Origin of the sequence: Micromonospora sp. WMMD1155 (assembly GCF_029581275.1) — a bacterium.
Classification (GTDB): Bacteria; Actinomycetota; Actinomycetes; order Mycobacteriales; family Micromonosporaceae; genus Micromonospora.
Genome location: NZ_CP120742.1, coordinates 1,928,575 through 1,949,746 on the forward strand (window position 1 = coordinate 1,928,575; position 21,172 = coordinate 1,949,746).

Consider the following 21,172-nt stretch of genomic DNA (forward strand, 5'->3'; position numbering starts at 1 on the left):
GCCGACGGGCGACTGGGCTGCCGGCCCCTTGTGGTGGGGGGCGAGGTGGTACCGGCGCCACGCGGATTCGACTCCGCGCGGCGCCGGTGTCCGTCTGGGCCGATGTGTGCGCCGCCGCCACCCCGGGTACCGCACGAGGCACCGACGCCCTCGGATCACTTCGCGGTCAGCAGCGCCGCGATCCGGGTGAAGCCGGCCCGCACCTCGGCCTCGTTCGGCGGCTCGACGGGCTCCCCGTGCCCCGCCTCGTCGGCGGCGGCGTCCAACTCCTCGTCGATCACGTCCTCGAAGTCGCCGTAGAGGTCGGCCCCCTCCGTCTGACGGGCCTCGTCCTCGGCGGCGACCTGCGCGGCGGCGATCTCACTGCGGATCTCGTCGGCCGACAGCGCCGGCAGCAACGGCTCCACCACGGCCATCAACTGCTCCTCGGCCACCACCGCCTCGGCCAACGCCAACGCGTGCGGCCGCTCGTAGGGCCCGCAGACCACCGGCTCCCACTCGTCGAGGTCACCGAGTGGACCGAAGGTGATGATCCACGGCAGGCCGAGGAGCGGTGAGTCCGCCGGCAGGTCCAGTGTCATGAGTGCGCCCACCGGCTCATCATGGTCCGCGAACACGATTCACGACGCCTTTCGGCACAGTTACCGCCCGTCCGGCGGCCGATCGGTGGTCGGTCAGCCGGGGCGGGCGGCATCCAGGGCTGCGCGGACCAGAGCGAGCGCGGTGGCCGGCGCCACACCGAGGCGAGCCGCCTCGGCCGCGTACCCGGCCGCCGCCCGCTGCAACCGGTCGACGGCGTCGTCGCGGCCGGGGGCGACGAAGGTGCCGTTGCGTCCCCGGGTCTCCAGCAGCCCCGCCGCCTCCAACTCCCGGTACGCCCGGGCCACCGTGTTCGCGGCCAACCGCAGGTCGGCGGCGAGCTGCCGAACGGTGGGGAGTCGACTGCCGACCGGTAACCGGCCGTCACCGATCAGCTCGGCGAGCTGCCCGCGTACCTGCTCGTACGGGGGCACCGACGAGTCCGGGTCGACCGAGATCAGCACCTCTGCACCTTCTGTCATCAGCCCGCACCGCCCGGCGTACCGGGGTCGGTGTCCTCGTCCACATCCCTCGGCGGGGCGGCGGCCTCCGCCAGGTCCACCACCCGCCCGCTCGAGGAGGTCGCGAGGAGCGCCGCACCGAACAACACCAACTGGTTGAGCAGGTAGAGATAGAGCAGCAGACCGACGGCACCGGCCACCACGGTGTACGCCGGATTGCGCTCGGTACGCACCACGTAGTACCGCCCGACGGTGTTCAGCAGCGTGATGCCGACCGCCACCAGCAGCACCACCGGGCGCAACCGGGACCTGCTCATCCGCAGCCGGGGCACCGCGAGGAGCAACGCGGTGGCGAGCACCGCGTTGACCAGCACACTGAGGACGGCGCTGATCGTGGTCAGACCGACCGACCCGGTGCTGCGCAGCAGGAAACGCAGCAGCGACTCCAACGCGTCCACCGCCGCGACCGAGACGCCGAGCAGCACGAAGACGCCGATCATCACACCCAGGTCGACCAACCGTCGGATCACCAGATTGCCCGGCTGCTGGTTGAGCTGGTACATCAACCGTTGCGAGGACCGGATCGCCTCCACCCACCCGATGCCGGTGAAGACCAGGATGACGAGGCCGACCACGCCGACCGTGTTGCTGGAGTTGGCGATCTGCTGGGCGTCCAGGAACGGCAGATTGTCCTTGAGGAAGTCGGCTGCCGCCGCACTGACCTCGTCGTTGTCCTCGAGGATCGCCCCGAAGACGGAGTACGCGACGAGGGCGAGGGCGAACACCGCGAAGAAGCCGTAGTAGGCGATCGCGGCGGCCAACCGCCCGGCCAACACGTCGGCGTACAGCGTGCCGGCCCGCCACACGTGGTCGAAGATCCTCGACCGGTGGCGCGCGGCGCTCACCCAGCGGTCGATGCCCGCCTCGATCCGGCCGATCACGTTCACGCGATCATCCTCGCCGATCTCCCACTGCTGTGTCGGCAACCGGCTGACGATGCTCGCCGACCGGCGCGTCGCCGACGGTCAGTCGCCGAGGCGGAAATCCCGGCGCGGTTGCCACCGGGCCTGCCCGCTGTGCGAGAACAGGGTGAACGCGTCGACCTCGAACATCGCGGAGAAGTCGGCCAGGTCCTCGTACACCTTGTCCAGAGCCTCCGGTGCCACGTCCTGTGCCACGGTGACGTGCGGATGGTACGGAAAGCGCGCCTGGCGATGCAGACCCGGCGCGGCGGCGATGGCGGCGGCCAACAGCTCGCACTCGCTGATCCCGGCCGCCACCGCGACGAACACCACCTGGGTGACCGGGCGGAACGTGCCGGTGCCGCGCAGGTGCAACGTGAACGGCAGGTGCGCGGCGGCGACGGCGGCCAGATGCCGCTCGACTGTCGGCAGGGTGGCCGTCTGGATCTCGGTGGGCCCCAGCAACGTCACATGCGCGGGCACCGCGAGCGGGTCACCGGCCTCGACCCGTCGCCGGGTGAGCAGGCCACCCCACGGCTCGGGAATGTCCACCGCGATGCCGATCTGGGTGGTGTCGCCGGTCGGCGAAACCCCGCCACTGCGATCCACGCTTCGCGCCGCCCCTTCGGCCACCGACCCGCCCACCTGTCCGTGGAGCTACTCGCCGCGGACGGGCGCGAAGAAGCCGACCCGCTCGTACGCCGACCGCAGGGTCGTCGCGGCCACCGCTCGGGCCTTCTCCGCACCGCCGGCGAGCAGCTTGTCCAACTGCGCCGGGTCGTCGAGGTAGGTGCGGGTGCGCTCCTGGATCGGACGGACGAAGTCGGTGACGACCTCGGCCAACTCCTTCTTGAGGTCGCCGTAACCTCGGCCGGCGAACGCGGCCACCAGCTCGTCGATGCCGCGCCCGCTGAGCGCCGAGTGGATGGTGAGCAGGTTGGACACACCCGGCTTGGTCTCGGCGTCGAAGACGATCTCCCGGCCGGTGTCGGTGACCGCCGAGCGGATCTTCTTGGCCGACCGCGCCGGGTCGTCCAGGAGGTCGATGATGCCGGCCGGTGACGACGACGACTTGGACATCTTCGCCGTCGGGTCCTGAAGATCGGTGATCTTCGCGGTGTCCTTGACGATGTGCGGCGCGGGCACCGTGAACGTCTGGCCGAACGTCGCGTTGAACCGCTGGGCCAGATCCCGGGAGAGTTCCAGGTGCTGGCGCTGGTCCTCGCCCACCGGCACCGCGTTGGCCTGGTAGAGCAGGATGTCGGCGGCCTGCAGGATCGGGTACGTGAACAGCCCGACGCTGGACCGCTCGTTGCCGTGCTTCTGCGACTTGTCCTTGAACTGGGTCATCCGACTGGCCTCGCCGAAGCCGGTGATGCAGCCGAGCACCCAGGCCAGCTGGGGGTGCTCGGGCACCTGCGACTGCACGAACAGGGTGCTTCGCTCCGGGTCGAGCCCGACCGCGAAGAGCTGGGCGGCGGCCACCCGGGACCGTTGACGCAGCAGCGCCGGATCGTGCCCCGCAGTGATGGCGTGCAGGTCCACGACGCAGTAGAAGGCGTCGTGGGTCTCCTGGAGAGCCACCCAGTGCCGGACCGCGCCCAGGTAGTTGCCGAGGTGGAACGAGTCGGCCGTCGGCTGGATGCCGGAGAAGACGCGGGGGCGGGCGGGAACGTCGGACATGGCGACAATTCTGTCAGCACGCGACCGGGTCCGTCATGACGGGCCGGCGGGTCGGCTCCGGCCCGCCGGTGTCGGGCTGCTGACCTGGCGTGGTTCGCCCGCGCCGACCCGGCGCGTCGGCCCGACGACGACCCGGCGGTGCTGCCCGGAAATGGTTTCCCACGGCCGCCCGGGGCCGACCTCCCGGCCCGACCCCCCGCTCTGCTCGTGACACTGCTCGGACAGCCGGACGGCGGAGACCGCGATCCGGGCCACCCGGCGGCCGTCCAGTGTGAGCACCCGCAGCAGCCAGCCGCCCGGCGGTTCGGCGGGGTCGGGCACGGCGACCTCGCTCAGTTCACCGGTCACCGGCACCTCGTCGCCGGCCACCGGCAACCGGCCCAGCGACGCCATCACGAACCCCCCGACCGTCTCGTACGGGCCGCTGGGGAGTGCCACTCCGGTCCGTTCGGCGAAGTCGGCGAGGTTGAGGCGGCCGTCCACCACGGCGGGCAGGCCGTCGTGTACGGGATCCGGCGCCGCGTCGTACTCGTCGTGGATCTCGCCGATCACCTCCTCGATGAGGTCCTCCAGGGTGACGATCCCGGCGGTGCCGCCGTACTCGTCGACCACCACGGCCAGGTGCTGGCCCTCCCGGCGCATCTCGGTGAGCGCCGGTAGCACTCGCTTGCTGCCGGGGAGCCGTTTCACCTCCCGGGCCAGCTCGCCGACGGTGACGCACCGGTCGGCGTCCGGGCGCAGCAGCACGTCACGGAGGTGCACGAAGCCGACCACGTCGTCGTGGGTGCCGTCGGTGACCGGGTAGCGGGTGTGCGTCTCGGCGCGGACCAGTCGGGCGGCCTCGGCGATGGTCAGCCGCGCCGGGAGGAAGACCACCTCGGTGCGCGGCATCATCACCTCGCGGATCAGGCTGGCGCCGGCCACCAGGACCTCGTCGATGATCCGGCGTTCGTCCGGGTCGAGCACCGTGTTCGCCGCGACCAGGTCCCGCAGGTCGGCCTCGGAGATGCGTTCGCGGCCTGCCGCCGGCCCGGCCCCGAGCAGGTCGGTGACGAGTCGGGTGGCACCATCTGCGGCGCGAACCAGCACGCGGGCGACGGCCCGGGCGAGCGGACCGGGATCGCGGCGGGGCGGCACCCGCACGCGTCGCCGGAGCCCGGTACGGGCCGCTTCCCGCATGACAGAGATGGTAGACACCGTTCGCCCATCGCACTCGGAATCGGACGGGCCGGACGGTGAATGTTCGGCTCTGTTTAATCGTGAAAGATTATGGTGAGATGGGGATGATGGCGGGTCGGCGAGGGTGCCGACCGCCGCCTTAGGGTGATCACCGAAGGGCCACGTCCCGGGCGGGCCAGGCAGGGAGGCAACGACGTGAAACTGCTCGTGACCGGGGGCGCCGGCTTCATCGGCAGCGTGGTGACCCGGATGCTGCTCGACGCAGGCCACCAGGTGGTCGTCTTGGACGACCTGCGAACCGGGCACCGCGAGGCGCTCGCCCCGGATGCGACCCACGTCGAGGCGCCCATCCACGAGGCCGCCCGCATCGTCACCGCCGACGCCGGCTTCGACGGGGTGCTGCACTTCGCCGCCCTGATCGCCGCCGGTGAATCGATGGTCAAGCCGGAGCTGTACTGGCAGAACAACACCGTGGGCACGCTCGCCCTGATCGACGCGGTCCGGGCCGCCGGGGTGCCCCGGATGGTCTTCTCCTCCACCGCCGCCGTCTACGGCAACCCCACCGAGCTGCCCATCACCGAGACCGCCGTCAAGGCACCCACCAACACGTACGGTGCCACCAAACTCGCCGTCGACATGGCGCTCACCTCCGAGGCCGTCGCACACGGGCTCGCCGCCGTTTCGCTGCGCTACTTCAACGTGGCCGGCGCGCACCTCGACGGTGACGTCTCGCTCGGCGAACGACACGACCCGGAGACGCACCTGATCCCGATCGCGCTGGAGGTCGCCGCCGGTCGGCGGGAGAAGCTCCAGCTGTTCGGCGACGACTACCCGACCGTCGACGGCACCTGCGTCCGCGACTACATCCACGTCGCCGACCTCGCCCGGGCACACCTGCTGGCGTTGGACACCGCCACCCCGGGTCAACACCGGATCTACAACCTCGGCAACGGCAACGGCTTCAGCAACCGCCAGGTCGTCGACGTGGTCCGGGAGGTCACCGGGCAACCCGTGCCGGTCGAGGTGGCACCGCGCCGCGAGGGCGACCCCGCCGAGTTGGTCGCCTCCTCCGCGTTGGCCCACGACGAGCTGGGCTGGACGCCCCAGAAGCCGACCCTGCACGACATGGTGGGCGACGCCTGGGCCTTCTACCGCGAGCACATCCTGGGGCAGTCGTGACCGGCCCGAACGGCGAGGTCGCCGCACGGGCCGCCGAGGGCTTCACCATCCGGTACGGCGGCCAGGCCGCCGGGCGCTGGGCAGCTCCCGGCCGGGTCAACCTGATCGGCGAGCACACCGACTACAACGAGGGGTTCGTGCTGCCCTTCGCGCTGCCGTTGCGCACCGTCGTCGCCGCCGACCGGCAGGACGGAGAGCAGTGGACGGTGTGGTCCGAGCTCTCCGACGAGACGATCACCTTCGGCGCGGACGAGGTCGCCGAGCCGGGTCGGGTGACCGGCTGGGGCGCGTACGTCGCCGGAGTGGTCTGGGCGCTCCGCGAGGCGGGTCACCCGGTGCCGGGCGCCCGGCTGGCGATCACCTCCGACGTTCCGCTGGGCTCCGGGCTGTCCTCGTCGGCCGCGCTGGAGTCGGCGGTGCTCGCCGCCCTGCTCGACCTCGGTGGGCTGGAGCTGCCGCCGGAGCGGCAACCCCGGCTGGCGCAGCGAGCGGAGAACGTCTACGTCGGTGCGCCGACCGGAATCATGGACCAGTCCGCGGCGATCCGCTGCCGCGCCGGGCACGCCCTCTTCCTGGACTGCCGGGACGAGTCGGTCGAGCACATCCCGTTCGACCTGGACGCCGCCGGGCTCGCGGTGCTGGTCGTCGACAGCCGGGCGCCGCACCGGCACGCCGACGGTGAGTACGCTGCCCGCCGCCGTTCCTGCGAGGCCGGGGCGAGTGCGCTCGGCGTCGCCGCGCTACGGGACGTCGGCGTCGACCAGCTCGACGCGGCGCTGACCCGGCTCGACGACGAGGAGACCCGGCGACGGGTCCGGCACGTGGTCACCGAGGACCAGCGCGTACTGGACACCGTGGCGCTGCTCCGCGCCGCCCGGGTCCGTGACATCGGCCCGCTGCTCACGGCCTCACACGTCTCGATGCGCGACGACTTCGAGATCACCGTGCCGGAGATCGACACCGCGGTCGAGGCGGCGTTGGCGGCCGGCGCGTTGGGGGCCCGGATGACCGGCGGCGGCTTCGGCGGCTGCGTCCTCGCCCTGGTCGAGGCCGACCGCGCCGACGAGGTGGCCGCCGCCGTCACGGCCGCGTACGCCGAACGAGGCTTCACCGCCCCCACCACCGTGACGGTCCTACCCTCCCCCGGCGCCACCCGCCTCCCCTGAGCCTGACCCTGACCGCCGCGGTTGATCAAGAGGTTTGCGTCAGAATCCGGGCCCGGACTGACGCAAACCTCTTGATCACCGGGGGCGGAACGGGGGCCGGGGGACGCAGGGTGGGGTCGGTTAGGCGGCTTCGACGATCATGGCGGCGCCTACCGTGCGGTTGGTGGTCTCGTCGATGATGACGAAGCCACCGGTGGTGCGGTTGCGCCGGTACTCGTCGGCCAGCAACGGCACCGTCGTCCGCAGCCGCACCCGACCGATCTCGTTGAGCCGCAGCTCGTCGGCCGACTCGTCGCGGTGCAGCGAGTTGATGTCCAACCGGTAGTGCAACCCGCGCACGATCGCCCGCGCCGACCGGGTGGTGTGCTTGATCGCGTACCGGCCGCCGACCCGCAGCGGGGCCGTCTCGTCCATCCAGCAGACCATCGCCTCGATGTCCTGGGCGACCGCCGGTGCGTTGTTCGGCCGGCAGATCAGGTCACCGCGGGAGATGTCGATCTCGTCGTCCAGTCGTACCGTCACCGACATCGGTGGGAACGCCTCCGCGACCGGACCGTCGGCGGTCTCCACGGCGGCGATCCGGCTGGTGAAGCCGGACGGCAGCACCATCACCTCGTCACCCGGCTTGAGCACCCCGGAGGCCACCTGGCCCGCGTACCCACGGTAGTCGGTGACGGTCTTGGACTGCGGGCGGATCACGTACTGCACCGGGAACCGGACGTCGACCAGGTTGCGGTCACTCGCGATGTGCACCCGCTCCAGGTGGTGCAGCAGCGACGGACCCTCGTACCACGGCATGTTCTCCGACCGGGCGACGATGTTGTCACCGCGCAGCGCGGAGATCGGCACCACGGTCAGGTCGGGCACGTCGAGCTTCGCCGCGAACGCGGTGAACTCGTCGGCGATCCGCTCGTAGACCTCCTGCGACCAGTCCACCAGGTCCATCTTGTTGACGCAGAGGACCAGGTGCGGCACCCGCAGCAGTGAGCACAGGAACGCGTGCCGACGGGACTGCTCGACCAGGCCCTTGCGCGCGTCCACCAGGATCAGCGCCAGGTCGGCGGTGGACGCCCCGGTGACCATGTTGCGGGTGTACTGGATGTGCCCGGGGGTGTCGGCGATGATGAATTTGCGCCGTGGGGTGGCGAAGTACCGGTACGCCACGTCGATGGTGATGCCCTGCTCCCGCTCGGCGCGCAGGCCGTCGGTGAGCAGCGCCAGGTTGGTGTATTCGTCGCCGCGGGCCGCGCTGACCGCCTCCACGGCGGCCAACTGGTCGGTGAAGAGCGACTTGGTGTCGTAGAGCAGGCGACCGATCAGGGTCGACTTGCCGTCGTCCACGCTGCCGGCGGTGGCGAACCGCAGCAGGTCCATCGCCCGGGCCTCCGGCCCGGCCCCGGTGACAGCCCGGTCCTCCGCATTCGCCATGGTCTCGGTGGTCATCAGAAGTAGCCCTCCCGCTTGCGGTCCTCCATGGCGGCCTCGCTGACCCGGTCGTCACCACGGGTCGCGCCGCGCTCGGTGATCCGGGTGGCCGCCACCTCCTCGATGACCTTCTCCACGGTGTCCGCGTCGGAACGGACCGCGGCGGTGCAGGAGGCGTCGCCGACGGTGCGGTAGCGCACCTGCTCCTTGAACCGCTCCTCGCCCGCCCGGGGGCGGAAGAACTCGTTGACCGCGTAGAGCATGCCGTCCCGCTCGATCACCTCACGCTCGTGCGCGTAGTAGATCGAGGGCAGCGGGATGCGTTCCCGGGCGATGTAGTGCCAGACGTCCAGCTCGGTCCAGTTGGACAGCGGGAAGACCCGGATCGACTCGCCGGGGTGGTGGCGGCCGTTGTACAGCGACCACAGCTCCGGCCGCTGGTTCTTCGGATCCCACTGGCCGAACTCGTCACGGAAGCTGAAGACCCGCTCCTTCGCCCGGGCCTTCTCCTCGTCCCGACGCGCCCCACCGAAGAGCGCGTCGAAGCGGTGCTTCTCCACCGCGTCCAGCAGCACCGGCGTCTGGATCCGGTTGCGCATGCCGTCGCCGGACTCCCGGACCATGCCGCTCGCCAGGGCGTCCGGCACGCTCGCGATGACGAGCTGCAACCCCAGCTCGGCGACTCGCTGGTCGCGGTATTCCAGGACCTCCGGGAAGTTGTGGCCGGTGTCGACGTGCATGACGGGGAAGGGGATGTTGGCCGGGGCGAACGCCTTCTGCGCCAACCGCAGCATGACGATCGAGTCCTTGCCGCCGGAGAAGAGCAGCACCGGGCGTTCCATCTCGGCGACCACCTCGCGCATCACGAAGATGCTCTCCGCCTCCAGGGCGTCCAGGTGGGAGACCCGGTACGCCGCCGGGGTGGTCATGACGCCGGCTCGATTCGCTCGCTCATCCGATTTCCAGACCTTTCCGGTCGGGCATGTCAAGAAAGTCCGCTCAGGCTACCCGGAATGTCTCTGCAGCGCTGCAAGCAACCGGGTGGCGAGATCCTTGCGGCAGACCAGGAGGTCCGGCAGGCGCGGATCCGCCTCGTTGTATCTCAGCGCAGATCCGTCGATCCGGGAAGCGTGTAGTCCGGTGGCCGTCGCCACAGCGACCGGGGCCGCCGAGTCCCACTCGTACTGCCCACCGGCGTGGATGTACGCGTCGACCTCGCCGGTGACCACGGCGGCGATCTTCGCTCCCGCCGAGCCCATCGGCACCAGGTGCGCCCCGACGTCCTCGGCCAGGTCGGTGAGGAAGACCGGCGGCCGGCTCCGGCTCGCCGCCAGGCGGATCTTCCGCTCGCCGGCCGTCGCCGCCTCCACGGTCATCGGCGGGTACGCCGGCGGGTAGTCAGTGCCCAGCACCCGGTGCTGGGCCGGCAGCCCCACCGCCCCGGCGACCAGCCCGTGCGGGGTCGGCGCGCTACGCGCCCAGAGCGCCACGTGCACCGCCCAGTCCGAACGACCCTCCTCGGAGAACTCCCGGGTGCCGTCCAACGGATCGATGATCCACACCCGGTCGGCGGTCAACCGCGACACCGCCCCGGTGTTCACCTCCGCCGCCCAGGCCAGCCGCGACCCCTCGTCCTCCTCGGAGAGCACCGCGTCGCCCGGTCGCCACTTCGCCAACTCCGTGCGGATCAGGTCGTGCGACACCTTGTCCCCGGCCGACTTCAGCGCACCGGTGTCCGCGAAGCCCATCTCCGTACGCAGGTCGAGCAACGCCTGCCCGGCGCGGGACGCCAACCACCGGGCGAACGCGCCGTCGATCATCGGAGGACTGCCCATCTGCCTGCTCCCGTCGCCTCGCCGCGACCCGTGCCCGCACAGGCCGATTCGCCGCGACCCGCGTCGCCGGTCGCGGCACGCCGAAAGGCGCAGACTACCGGCCCAGCGTTTCCGATCCGGTACGCCCCGCCCGGCCGGACCGGGTCGAAAGGTCCCGATCTGGGGCCTTCCGACCCGACCTCAACTGCCGTGGTAGAGGTTCTGCGTCGGCTCCACGCCCTTGACGACCACCGACTCCACCACGTCGGCGGCCCGGTCCACCAGGAAATCCAGCTCCTTACGCTCCGCCGCGCCGAAATCCGACAGCACGTAATCCGCCGGGTCCTGCCGCCCCGGCGGTCGACCGACGCCGAACCGCACCCGGGCGTAGTCCTTCGTGCCCAACGACTTCGACATCGACCGCAGGCCGTTGTGCCCGCCCTCGCCGCCGCCGAACTTCACCCGCACCTGGCCGTAGGAGATGTCCAGTTCGTCGTGCACCGCGATCACCTGCGCCGCCGGCACCTTGTAGAACTGCGCCAGGGACGCCACCGGCCCACCGGAGAGGTTCATGTACGTCAGTGGCTTCACCAGCACCAACTTCGGTCCACCGAACCCCAGCCGCGCCTCGGCCACCTCGGCCACCGCCCGCTTGTGCCGCCCGAACCGCGCACCGACCCGACCGGCCAGCAGGTCGGCCACCATGAAGCCGACGTTGTGCCGGTTACCCGCGTACTCCCGACCGGGGTTGCCCAGGCCGACCACCAGCCACGGCCCCGCCTCGTCCGTCACGACCCGCCCCTCCCGACGCCCATCCAGTGACCTCCCGATACGCCGACAGGCGCCCCCGACCATCCGGGGACGCCTGTCGCAGAGTACGAACCGATCAGGCCTCGGTGCGCGCCTCGGTGGTCTCGTCGCCCTCGGCGGCCGGAGCGGCGTCCGCACCCTCGGAGCCCTCGGTGGTCTCGCCGACCTCGGCCTCTTCCTCCTCGGTGGCCACCTCGACCTCGGGCAGCGTCGCCTCGAGCTGCTCGGCGGTGGGGGCGGCGGTCACCGAGGCGACGGTCAGCTCCGAGTCGGCAGCCAGCTCGACGCCGGCCGGCAGCTCGACGTCACCGGCGGTCACCTGGGTGCCCGCCTCCAGACCCTCGATCGACGCCTCCAGGTGGTCCGGCACCTTGGTGGCGTCGGCGGTCACCGAGAGGGTGTCGTGGTCGTGCACGATCAGAGTGTCCCGCGCGGCCTCGCCGGTCAGCTGGACCGGAACCTCGACGGTGACCTTCTCGCCCCGGCGAACCAGGAGCAGGTCGACGTGCTCGAAGGTGTCGCGGATCGGGTCACGCTGAATCGCCTTCGGCAGCGCCAGCACCTGGGTGCCGTCGGTGATGTCGATCGCGAAGAGCTGGTTGGCACCGCCCTTGCGGATCGCCGCGGCGAACTCCCGCGACGGCAGCGCGATGTGCTTGGGCTTCTCGCCGTGGCCGTACAGCACGGCGGGCACCTTGCCGGCCCGGCGGGTACGACGGGCACCACCCTTGCCGAACTCGGTGCGGGGCTCGGCGCTGATCTTTACCTCGGACACGGGGAAACTCCTGATGCTTTTCGCTGCGGCGGCTTGTCGTCTGGCGGTGCTGGGGCGAGGGGCTCGCTGGGGCTCATGCGTCATGAACGACTGCCCGGAGCACCGCGTCGATGACGGTGCCTCCGTGCGGCGCTTCTCAGCGGCCCGCCGGGCACCCTCGCCGTGGCAACCGCACCAGTCTACCCGAGCTGTTTCCAGGGTTTCCGGCAGTCCCCGTTCACGGCTCCAGACCGGCGCGTCGGTGGTGTTCCCACCAGCGCGCCGGCCCCGTTTCCACCAGTTTGACAGCCCCCGACCCGCCGAAACGCCGAGTGGCGGAAACGGGGCTGGACGATCAGCTCAGGCCACCGAAGAGGGTGGTCACCGAACCGTCGTCGAAGACCTCCCGGATCGCCCGCGCCAGCAGTGGCGCGATCGACAGCACGGTGAGTTTGTCCAGTTGCTTCTCCGGCGGAAGCGGCAGCGTGTTCGTCACCACGATCTCGCTGATCGAGCTGTTCTTCAGCCGCTCGGTGGCCGGGTCGGACAGCAGCGCGTGGGTGGACGCGACAACGATCTCCGCCGCACCCTGCTCCTTGAGGATGTCGGCGGCCTTGGCGATCGTGCCGCCGGTGTCGATCATGTCGTCGACGATCAGGCAGACCCGACCCTCGACCTCGCCGACGACCCGGTTCGCCACGACCTGGTTGGGCTTCAACGGGTCCCGGGTCTTGTGGATGAACGCCAGCGGGCAGCCGCCGAGCCGGTCGGTCCACCGCTCGGCCACCCGTACCCGGCCCGAGTCCGGCGCCACCACTGTCATCGGTCGGCCGGCGTACTTGTGCTCGACGTACTCGGCCAGGATGTCCATCGCGAAGAGGTGGTCCACCGGGCCGTCGAAGAAGCCCTGGATCTGCGCGGTGTGCAGGTCGACGGTGAGGATGCGGTTGGCTCCGGCGGTCTTCAACAGGTCCGCCACCAGGCGGGCCGAGATCGGCTCCCGGCCCCGGTGCTTCTTGTCCTGTCGGGCGTACGGGTAGAACGGCAGCACCACGGTGATCCGCTTGGCAGACCCCCGCTTCAGCGCGTCGACCATGATCAGGGTCTCCATGACCCAGGTGTTCACCCCGTGCGTGACGGACTGCACCACGAAGGCGTCCGAACCACGTACCGAGTCCTTGAACCGTACGAAGATCTCGCCGTTGGCGAACTCGTACGCGTCGGCCGGGGTCGGCGCCACGCCGAGCACCTCGCCGATCTCCTTGGCCAACTCCGGAAAGCCACGTCCGGAAAAGAGCATCAGGCTTTTGCGGTTTTCGGCGACGATGCTGCCCATGGGCCCGTCTGCTCCCGTTATGTCGGCGGTACCCGACCCGGTGGTGGTGGGTCAGGGACTATTCGGTTGCAGTATCTCCCGGGCCGCTCGCGCCGCCCACCGTCTCGGTCACCTCGTGGATTGCCTCACTGTCGCTTGCGGCGCCCGGCGCCACCGACGCACCCTCGGTGCCGCGTTGCGCCCGCTCGGCCGCCGCCGCGGAGACCGTTCCCGGGCGCTTGCGGGCCACCCAGCCCTCGATGTTGCGCTGCGGCGCACGGGTCACCCCGAGCGCGCCCGGCGGCACGTCCTGGGCGATGGCACTACCCGCCGCCACGTACGCCCCGGCACCCACTTCGACCGGCGCGATCAAGCTCGTGTCGCAGCCGACGAAGGCACCCTCGCCAACGATCGTGCGGTGCTTGTTCACCCCGTCGTAGTTCACGAAGATCGTCGCCGCGCCGATGTTGGCCTTCGCACCGATCGTCGCGTCACCCACGTAGGTAAGGTGCGGCACCTTCGCACCCGGGCCGATCTCGGAGTTCTTGACCTCGACGAACGTGCCGACCTTCGCCTTCTCGGCCAGCTGGGCGGCCGGCCGCAGGTACGCGTACGGCCCGACGGTCGCGCCCGCGCCGACCTCCGCGCCGACGGCGTGGCTTCGGAGCACCGACGCGGCGGGGCCGACGATCGTGTCGATCAGCGTGACGTCCGGCCCGATCAACGCACCCGAGCCGACCACCGTGGCACCGCGGAGCTGGGTGTTCTGGTCGACCACGGCGTCGCGGTCCAGGGCCACCGTCACGTCGATCCAGGTGGTCGCCGGGTCGAGCAGGCTCACCCCGGTGCGCATCCACGCCTCGTTGACCCGGTCGCGCAGCAGCCGCCGCAGCGTCGCCAGCTCCACCCGGTCGTTGCAGCCCAACGTCTCGACGTAATCGACCGCCACGTGCACCGCGACCGGCTCGCCGGCCGAACGGAGCAGGCCGAAGACGTCGGTCAGGTACTCCTCGCCCTGGTCGTTGTCGGTGGAGAGCTTGCCCAGCGCGTCACGCAGCCGCACCGCGTCGAACGCGTAGATGCCGGCGTTGATCTCCCGGATCGCTCGCTGCGTCGCGTCGGCGTCGCGCTCCTCGACGATCTGCTCCAGGCGGCCGTCGGCGTCCCGGACGATCCGGCCGAGCCCGGTCGGATCGGGCACCTCCGCGGCCAGCACGGTGGCCGCGGCGGCGGCCTCCTCGTGGGCGGTCACCAGCGCGCCCACCGTCTCGGGCCGCAGCAGCGGCACGTCCCCGTTGATCACCACGACGGTGCCGGGCCCGTCGGGGGCCGCGTCCAGCGCGATTCGTACGGCGTGCCCGGTGCCGAGCTGTTCGGCCTGGAGCACCGGCGTGGCGTCCGGTGCGACAGCGGTCAGGTGCTCCCGGACCTGGTCGGCGCCGTGCCCCACCACGACGACGGTGCGGTCCGCGGCCAGCGGCGCGGCAGCGCTCAGCACGTGACCGAGCAGCGTCCGACCGAGCAGCGGGTGCAGCACCTTGGGCAGTGTCGACTTCATCCGCTTGCCCTCACCGGCGGCGAGAACGACGACGGTACGGAGGTGGGACTGGGGCACGACGTGGCTCCCGTCGGGACGGCGGACACTCTCGCGGCCATGCTAACCAGCCGGAGTGGGAGGATTGTCCGATACCCCCGCCCAGAGGTTGTTGACTAGCTGCTCGGCCGCCAGGGTTCGAACCTGAAACTCAAGAGCCAAAATCTTGGGTGATGCCAATTTCACCACGGCCGATCACGACGTCGGAACACGTCGCCTCAGGATGACATCCTGCGGCTACACCTTAGCGCTCATCCGCCGCAACGCCATCACTCATCCCCTTCATGATCCCTTCGATCTTCCAGTAGAGCCGCGTCGACTTGAGCACCTCGACCACGAGGCAGCCCCGGTAATCGATCCCGGTGTTGTGTCGATTGGTGCCCGGGTTGTGACGCTTGAGCGCGGTGGGCTGGAACTCGTCGACTGACACGCCGACCTGCTCGGCCCACCAACAGGCCGCGGCCGCCGGGTCGGCTGACTCGTGAATGCTGACGCGGTACCGCAGGGTCCGCTTGTCCACCCCCATCGCCCCTGCGAAGCGGAGGAAGAGACCGATGAGCATCGGGTCGCTGTTGACGAACCGGACTCGACAGTCGTTGGGGCGCCACGGCTTGGCCTTGGCACCCTCGGCCCAGTAGATCGCCGCACCGACCGCGATCAGCTCTCGGTAGCGCAGCTGCTTCACCCAGGCCGCAGCTGCCTCGATCGTCTCCTGCCGCGCGGCATCCCGCGCCTCCCGATGAGCTGACCATCGGGCGTCGGTCATGGCCTTCGAATGCGCTCTGCGCCGAACCAGAGCCGCCGCACTGTTCGCGTCGAGTGGAAGGTGGCGCAGCCATAGGTATGCGGTGGACCGACTGATCCCCAGTCGCTCGGCGATAACCGGAATCGACAGGCCACCGAGCCGCAGGCGCTCAGCCTGATCACGCAACTCGTCCTTCGCATTCGGTCGCCGGGTCCAGGCTGGCGGAGGAACCCCGCGCAGCATCGCACGTGCACGATCTTTGCCGATGCCGGTCCGGGCTTGGATCTGGCGGACGGACAACTGCTCCTCAGTGCGTAACCGACGCACTTCGGCGGCCAGAGAATCAGTCATGAACAGCACTTTAGGACTGACGTACGACACTCTGTCCGAACGTTCCCGTGCGATCTACGGTTCCGTAAGTTACGGTGACGTAGGCGTAACTTCGTGCTCGTCACCATCCCCCTGCGAGGTCCCATGTCCACCGCTCTGCTCGATCCCAACACCGCCGCGCCCGGCCCCAAACCCCTCACCGACGGCAGCCAGTCCCCCGGCATCCTGGCGGCCCTCTGGGCCTTCGTCGTGATCCCCTTCGTCGCACTGCTGGTCGCCGTCCCCGTCGCCTGGGGTGGTTGGCTCGGCTGGACCGACGTGATCATCGGCATGGTCTGGTACGTCGTCTCCGGGCTCGGCATCACGGTCGGCTTCCACCGCTACTTCACCCACGGGTCGTTCAAGGCCAAGCGGTGGCTGCGGGTGACGCTCGCGGTCGCGGGTTCGCTGGCGGTCCAGGGCGAGATCATCCAGTGGGTCGCCGACCACCGCCGGCACCACGCGTTCTCCGACCTGGAGGGCGACCCGCACTCGCCATGGCGGTTCGGCACCAGCTTCTGGGCGTTGACCCGCGGCCTGTTCCACGCACACGTGGGCTGGCTGTTCCGCCGCGAACTGTCCAACCGCGAGCGTTTCGCGCCGGACCTCATCGCCGACCGCGACATCAGCCGGGTCGACCGTCTCTTCCCGGCGCTGGTGGCCGTCTCGCTGCTCGGCCCGGCGCTGATCGGCGGCCTGGTGACCTGGTCGTGGCAGGGCGCGCTGACCGCGTTCTTCTGGGCCGGGCTGGTCCGGATCGGCCTGCTGCACCACGTGACCTGGGCGATCAACTCGGTGTGCCACGTCTACGGTGAACGGCCCTTCGCGATGCGTCAGGGCGACCGCGCGTCGAACTTCTGGCCGCTGGCGATCCTGTCGTTCGGCGAGAGCTGGCACAACCTGCACCACGCCGACCCGACCAGCGCCCGACACGGCGTCCTGCGTGGCCAGATCGACATCTCCGCCCGGGTGATCTGGCTGTTCGAGAAGGTCGGTGCCGCGACGCAGGTGCGCTGGCCGAAGCCGGAACGCCTCGCCGCGAAGCTGGTGAAGCCCGTCGCACCCCGGTAAAACCGGGCGGTGCGCCGGGATGCCGCCTGGCAGGATGGCCAGATGACCGAGCCACGCGGGGGGACCGGACGGCTCGGCGGACGGGGAGCCACGGTCGGTCCGGATCGGTCGGACGGCGCGGCGGGGCGGTCCCGACCGCCCGACAGTGAGGCGACGACGTGAACGGGCACAGCGGAGGCACCATCCCACGGCAGGGCGTCACCGAGCGCCAGCGAGGCGGCGACATGCCCGAGACCAATGACGGCGATGGTGTCGGGGGCCGACGGGTGACTCCGCCGGCCTCGACCGCGGCACCCAAGGCCAAACCCACCTCCCGGGTCCGCATGTCGGCGGCCCAGCGACGGGAGCAGCTGATCGCGACCGGCCGGCAACTCTTCGCCGAACGCGGCTTCGACGCCACCTCGATCGAGGAGGTGGCCGCCCGCGCCAAGGTCTCCAAGCCGGTGGTCTACGAGCACTTCGGCGGCAAGGAGGGCCTGTACGCGGTGGTGGTCGACCGGGAGGTCCGGGCCCTACTGGACCGGATCACCACGGCGTTGACGGCCGGGCACCCGCGGGAGCTGCTGGAGCAGGCGGCGCTGGCCCTGCTGGGCTACATCGAGGAGGAGACCAGCGGCTTCCGGGTGTTGGTCCGCGAGTCGCCGCTGATGTCCGGCACGGCCAACTTCAGCAGCGTGATGAACGACGTGGCGCACCAGGTCGAGCACATCCTGGGCGCCGAGTTCAAGAGCCGCGGGTACGACCCGAAGCTCGCCGAGCTGTACTCGCAGGCGCTGGTCGGCATGGTGGCGCTGACCGGGCGCTGGTGGCTGGAGGTGCGCAAGCCACGCAAGGAGACGGTGGCGGCGCACCTCGTCAACCTGGCCTGGAACGGGCTGTCGCACTTGGAGGCGAAGCCGACGCTGATCACGGCCCGCCGACGCTGACCGGCGTGCCGCACCGCCGCCGACCCGCTCAGCGGCGGTGCGCGTCGGCCACCGGGTGCTTACGGCGCTCCAGCTCCGCCTCCGCGTGCTCGGCCGGGCCGACCTTGTCGTACAGGCCGGTGCCGAACAGGATCAGGCCGAACAGCATCGACACGATCACTGTCGACATCGAGAAGTTGAGGAAGTTCGCGTCGGTCTGCAGCACGGACATCATCACGATGCTGGTCACCAGGAACACCACACCAGCGGTGAGGTTCATGTAGTGGCCGAGGTTGCTCCGCCGCGACGCCCCGATGATCAGGACGATTCCGAAGACCACCGAGGCGAGCGAGAAGGCCAGGTTGGTCCGTAGTCCGAGGGCCCAGGTGCCGTTACGGCCGAAGAGGGGCTCGCCGATCGTCTCCGCGGTACCCCAGACGCCGAAGACCAGGATGTAGACGCCGATCAGACCGGAGAGCACCCGGTAGATCGGCCGTGCCGGATGGTTCACCGGAAAGTGCGGCATACCCCTGACCCCCTGATTGACCGTTTCAGGGGAATTGTCGCCCAGGAAAACGGGCATGTCAGGCAAAACACCGAGGGTCGCGCGGTCCGCCGAAGGCTGGACCGAGTCAGGTCTTCGCCGGAGCCCGAGCTGCGCAGGGATCAAGCCTGACCGCCCGGAGCAGCTCGGGCTCCGGCGAAAACCCCAACAGCAACCACAGAGAAACCCTCAGAGCACGAGACGAGCCTTCTGGAACGCCTCCGCCTCCTCGTCCGTGCCGACCTTGCCGTACATGCCGACCATGAGCAGCACCAGGGAGGCCGTCAGCACGACGATCACGGTGGTGATGCTGAAGTTGAAGATGTTGGCGTCGGTCCGGATGAACGCGAGGGCACCCAGGCCGATCACCATCAGGGTGTACGCCAGCCACTGGTTGATCGCCACGTCGATGTTGCGGCCGAGCGCGGTGCCGACCAGCACGACGACCCCGAGCAGCACGCTGAGCAGCGAGAAGCCGAGGTTGGTGCCCTGGCCGAGGACCCGGGTGCTGTCCTGGGCGAGGATCTCGTTGCCGGTGCTCTCGACGATGCCGAGCACACCGAAGACCACCAGGTACAGACCGGTCAGCCCGCCGATCGCCCGGTAGATCGGCCGCGCGGGGTGGTTGACGGGGGTGTGGGCCATGTCTGTGTCTCCAACGCCGTGGGGTGAGGTGTCGCCGACGATTGTCTCGCATGTGGCGGTGTGACGCCGCACACGGTCCCGGACCGGCGCGCCCGGAACGCTCAGCTCTCCGGCAGGTCCTCGGCGAGGGTCATCCAGCTCTCCTCGATCCGCTCCCGCTCGGCGCGCAGATCCTTGAGCTGGGCGTCCAACTCGGCGACCCGGGCGTAGTCGGTGGCGTCCGCCGCCAACTGGTCGAGCAACGTGGTCTCGCGCTGGTCGAGTTTGCCGAGCTGCCGTTCCAGCCGGGTGAGTTCCTTGCGGGCCTGGCGGACCTCGGCGGCGGACATGCCGCTCGCGGTCGGCGCGGCGGCGGTCGGGGTGGCGCCCGGTCGGGTGGCGCCCGGTCGGGTGGCGCCGGCCCGCTCCGCCGTCCGCGCCAGGTACTCGTCCACGCCGCCCGGCAGGTGCACCAGTCGGCCGTCGCCGAACATCCCGTACGCGGTGTCGGTGACCCGCTCGATCAGGTAGCGGTCGTGGCTCGCCACGATGATCGTGCCGGGCCACGAGTCGAGCAGGTCCTCCAACGCGGCGAGGGTGTCGGTGTCCAGGTCGTTGGTGGGCTCGTCGAACAGCAGGACGTTGGGCTCGCCGGCCAGCAGCCGCAGCATCTGCAACCGACGACGCTCCCCACCGGAGAGGTCGCCGACCGGCGTCCAGAGCCGGCGGTCGTCGAAGCCGAACACCTCGGCGAGCTGGGACGCGGAGACCTCGCGGTCGCCGAGCTGGACCCGGCGGGCGACCTCCTCGACGGCTTCGAGCACCCGCAGGTGCCCGGGCAGCTCGGCGAGCTCCTGGGACAGGAACGCGGGCCGCACCGTGGAGCCGGTGCCGAGGCGGCCACCGTCGGGGCGGGTGACGCCGGCGAGCATCCGCAGCAACGTGGTCTTGCCGGCGCCGTTCGCGCCGAGGATGGCGATCCGGTCGCCGGGGCCGACCAGCCAGGTGACGTCGCGCAGGATCTCCTTCGGGCCGGCGTGCAGCTCGACGTTCTCCAGCTCGTACACCTGCTTGCCGAGCCGGGACACGGCCATGCGTTGCAGGGACATGGTGTCCCGCGCCGGTGGCACGTCGGCGATCAACGCGTTCGCGGCGTCGATCCGGAACTGGGGCTTGGACGTCCGGGCCGGAGGGCCACGGCGCAGCCAGGCGATCTCCTTGCGGAGCAGGTTCTGCCGGCGGGCCTCGGTGGCGGCGGCGACGCGCTCACGCTCGGCGCGGGCCAGGGTCCAGGCGGCGAAGCCGCCCTCGTAGGCGCGGACGGTCTGGTCCGCGACCTCCCAGGTGGTGGTGCAGACCGCGTCGAGGAACCACCGGTCGTGGGTGACCACCACCAGGGCGCCCTTGCGACCGACCAGGTGCCGGGCCAGCCAGTCGACGCCGCCGACGTCGAGGTGGTTGGTGGGCTCGTCGAGGATGAGCAGGTCGGAGTCGCGCACGAGCAGCGCGGCGAGCGCCACCCGGCGTCGTTCGCCACCGGACATCGGGCCGACCGGCTGGTCGAGGCCCAGGTGCGGCATGCCGAGACCGTCGAGGATGGCCCGCACCCCGGCGTCACCGGCCCACTCGTGCTCGGCGCCCATGCCCTCGTCGAGCCAGGCGGTGCCCAGCACCACGTCCCGGACGGTGGCGTCGGCGGCGAGCGTGAGCTGCTGCGGCAGCCACAGCACGCGCAGGTCGCGACGGTGGGTCACCCGGCCCTCGTCGGGGCCCTCCTGCTTGGTGAGCAGCCGCAGCAGAGTGGACTTGCCGGCGCCGTTGAGGCCGACCACGCCGATCCGGTCGGCGTCGTCCAGGCCGAGCGAGACGTCCGTGAGCAGCCGCCCAGCCGCGCCGTACCCCTTGGACACCCGGTCCAGATTGACGATGTTCGCCACGATCCACCCTTCATGATCAAGGCGTCCGGGTGCCGGCGGGCACCTGGACGCCTGCC

Annotated in this window: 20 protein-coding genes, 1 tRNA gene and 1 pseudogene; 4 read left to right on the forward strand and 18 right to left on the reverse strand. The window is 70.6% G+C overall.

The genetic code is table 11. From position 1 onward, the window contains the following. Window positions 1-155 precede the first annotated feature (155 nt). The 6 genes and pseudogenes from O7617_RS08525 to O7617_RS08550 all read right to left on the reverse strand — a co-directional run. Window positions 156-593 (reverse strand): hypothetical protein, encoded by a 438-nt coding sequence (locus O7617_RS08525; protein WP_282262672.1) that lies wholly within the window; start codon window positions 591-593, stop codon window positions 156-158. An 81-nt stretch (window positions 594-674) separates the two neighbouring features. Further along, entirely contained in the window at window positions 675-1,061 is a 387-nt protein-coding gene (locus O7617_RS08530; protein WP_088986419.1) for a GntR family transcriptional regulator, read from the reverse strand. Then, window positions 1,061-1,987, reverse strand: coding sequence for a YhjD/YihY/BrkB family envelope integrity protein (locus tag O7617_RS08535; RefSeq protein WP_282262674.1), 927 nt, complete (start codon window positions 1,985-1,987; stop codon window positions 1,061-1,063). Before O7617_RS08535 ends, O7617_RS08530 begins: the two co-directional genes overlap by 1 nt. 78 nt (window positions 1,988-2,065) lie before the next feature. Continuing rightward, the gene (locus O7617_RS08540; RefSeq protein ID WP_282262675.1) at window positions 2,066-2,635 is read right to left on the reverse strand and encodes a 2'-5' RNA ligase family protein; all 570 of its coding nucleotides are present in this window, start codon (window positions 2,633-2,635) and stop codon (window positions 2,066-2,068) included. Between the two features lie 24 nt (window positions 2,636-2,659). After that, window positions 2,660-3,685: a tryptophan--tRNA ligase gene (trpS, locus tag O7617_RS08545; protein ID WP_282262676.1), complete on the reverse strand. Its 1,026-nt coding sequence runs from the start codon at window positions 3,683-3,685 to the stop codon at window positions 2,660-2,662. Between the two features lie 216 nt (window positions 3,686-3,901). Continuing rightward, window positions 3,902-4,864 (reverse strand): annotated as a pseudogene (locus O7617_RS08550) (hemolysin family protein); the annotation flags it as partial. A gap of 144 nt (window positions 4,865-5,008) precedes the next feature. On the opposite strand from O7617_RS08550, the gene galE reads away from it, so the two are divergent. After that, window positions 5,009-6,043, forward strand: a complete 1,035-nt coding sequence (gene galE / locus O7617_RS08555; protein ID WP_282262678.1) for a UDP-glucose 4-epimerase GalE — start codon at window positions 5,009-5,011, stop codon at window positions 6,041-6,043. Beyond that, window positions 6,040-7,209 carry a galactokinase gene (gene galK, locus O7617_RS08560; RefSeq protein WP_282262679.1) on the forward strand — a complete coding sequence of 390 codons (1,170 nt, stop codon included), beginning with the start codon at window positions 6,040-6,042 and terminating at the stop codon, window positions 7,207-7,209. The genes galE and galK overlap by 4 nt, the downstream gene beginning before the upstream one ends. 120 nt (window positions 7,210-7,329) lie before the next feature. Here galK and O7617_RS08565 read toward each other — a convergent pair whose 3' ends face one another. From O7617_RS08565 to O7617_RS08605, 9 genes are all read right to left on the reverse strand, one after another. Continuing rightward, the gene (locus O7617_RS08565) at window positions 7,330-8,637 is read right to left on the reverse strand and encodes a GTP-binding protein (RefSeq protein WP_282264678.1); all 1,308 of its coding nucleotides are present in this window, start codon (window positions 8,635-8,637) and stop codon (window positions 7,330-7,332) included. Window positions 8,638-8,651: 14 nt separating this feature from the next. Continuing rightward, window positions 8,652-9,563, reverse strand: a complete 912-nt coding sequence (cysD, locus tag O7617_RS08570) for a sulfate adenylyltransferase subunit CysD (protein WP_282262681.1) — start codon at window positions 9,561-9,563, stop codon at window positions 8,652-8,654. Between the two features lie 75 nt (window positions 9,564-9,638). Further along, window positions 9,639-10,469: an inositol monophosphatase family protein gene (locus O7617_RS08575; RefSeq protein ID WP_282262682.1), complete on the reverse strand. Its 831-nt coding sequence runs from the start codon at window positions 10,467-10,469 to the stop codon at window positions 9,639-9,641. Between the two features lie 180 nt (window positions 10,470-10,649). Continuing rightward, window positions 10,650-11,240, reverse strand: a complete 591-nt coding sequence (gene pth, locus O7617_RS08580; protein ID WP_282262683.1) for an aminoacyl-tRNA hydrolase — start codon at window positions 11,238-11,240, stop codon at window positions 10,650-10,652. 94 nt (window positions 11,241-11,334) lie between these two features. Beyond that, window positions 11,335-12,033 (reverse strand): 50S ribosomal protein L25/general stress protein Ctc, encoded by a 699-nt coding sequence (locus O7617_RS08585; RefSeq protein ID WP_282262684.1) that lies wholly within the window; start codon window positions 12,031-12,033, stop codon window positions 11,335-11,337. Between the two features lie 334 nt (window positions 12,034-12,367). Next, the gene (locus O7617_RS08590) at window positions 12,368-13,348 is read right to left on the reverse strand and encodes a ribose-phosphate diphosphokinase (RefSeq protein ID WP_088986429.1); all 981 of its coding nucleotides are present in this window, start codon (window positions 13,346-13,348) and stop codon (window positions 12,368-12,370) included. 58 nt (window positions 13,349-13,406) lie between these two features. Continuing rightward, a complete protein-coding gene (gene glmU / locus O7617_RS08595; RefSeq protein WP_348774173.1) occupies window positions 13,407-14,942 on the reverse strand; it encodes a bifunctional UDP-N-acetylglucosamine diphosphorylase/glucosamine-1-phosphate N-acetyltransferase GlmU in 1,536 nt (511 codons plus the stop codon). Window positions 14,943-15,044: 102 nt separating this feature from the next. Next, window positions 15,045-15,116 (reverse strand) — tRNA-Gln (locus O7617_RS08600). Between the two features lie 49 nt (window positions 15,117-15,165). Next, complete coding sequence (locus O7617_RS08605) at window positions 15,166-16,017, reverse strand: helix-turn-helix domain-containing protein (RefSeq protein WP_282262685.1); 852 nt, start codon at window positions 16,015-16,017, stop codon at window positions 15,166-15,168. A 123-nt stretch (window positions 16,018-16,140) separates the two neighbouring features. On the opposite strand from O7617_RS08605, the gene O7617_RS08610 reads away from it, so the two are divergent. Next, window positions 16,141-17,106, forward strand: a complete 966-nt coding sequence (locus O7617_RS08610; protein WP_282262687.1) for an acyl-CoA desaturase — start codon at window positions 16,141-16,143, stop codon at window positions 17,104-17,106. Between the two features lie 224 nt (window positions 17,107-17,330). Next, complete coding sequence (locus O7617_RS08615; RefSeq protein WP_282262688.1) at window positions 17,331-18,032, forward strand: TetR/AcrR family transcriptional regulator; 702 nt, start codon at window positions 17,331-17,333, stop codon at window positions 18,030-18,032. A gap of 28 nt (window positions 18,033-18,060) precedes the next feature. On the opposite strand, the gene O7617_RS08620 is transcribed toward O7617_RS08615, so the two are convergent. The 3 genes from O7617_RS08620 to O7617_RS08630 form a co-directional block, all read right to left on the reverse strand. Further along, window positions 18,061-18,537: a DUF4383 domain-containing protein gene (locus tag O7617_RS08620; protein ID WP_282262690.1), complete on the reverse strand. Its 477-nt coding sequence runs from the start codon at window positions 18,535-18,537 to the stop codon at window positions 18,061-18,063. Between the two features lie 207 nt (window positions 18,538-18,744). Continuing rightward, the gene (locus tag O7617_RS08625) at window positions 18,745-19,200 is read right to left on the reverse strand and encodes a DUF4383 domain-containing protein (RefSeq protein ID WP_282262692.1); all 456 of its coding nucleotides are present in this window, start codon (window positions 19,198-19,200) and stop codon (window positions 18,745-18,747) included. Between the two features lie 101 nt (window positions 19,201-19,301). Further along, window positions 19,302-21,116, reverse strand: coding sequence for an ABC-F family ATP-binding cassette domain-containing protein (locus tag O7617_RS08630; protein WP_282262694.1), 1,815 nt, complete (start codon window positions 21,114-21,116; stop codon window positions 19,302-19,304). Window positions 21,117-21,172 lie beyond the last annotated feature (56 nt).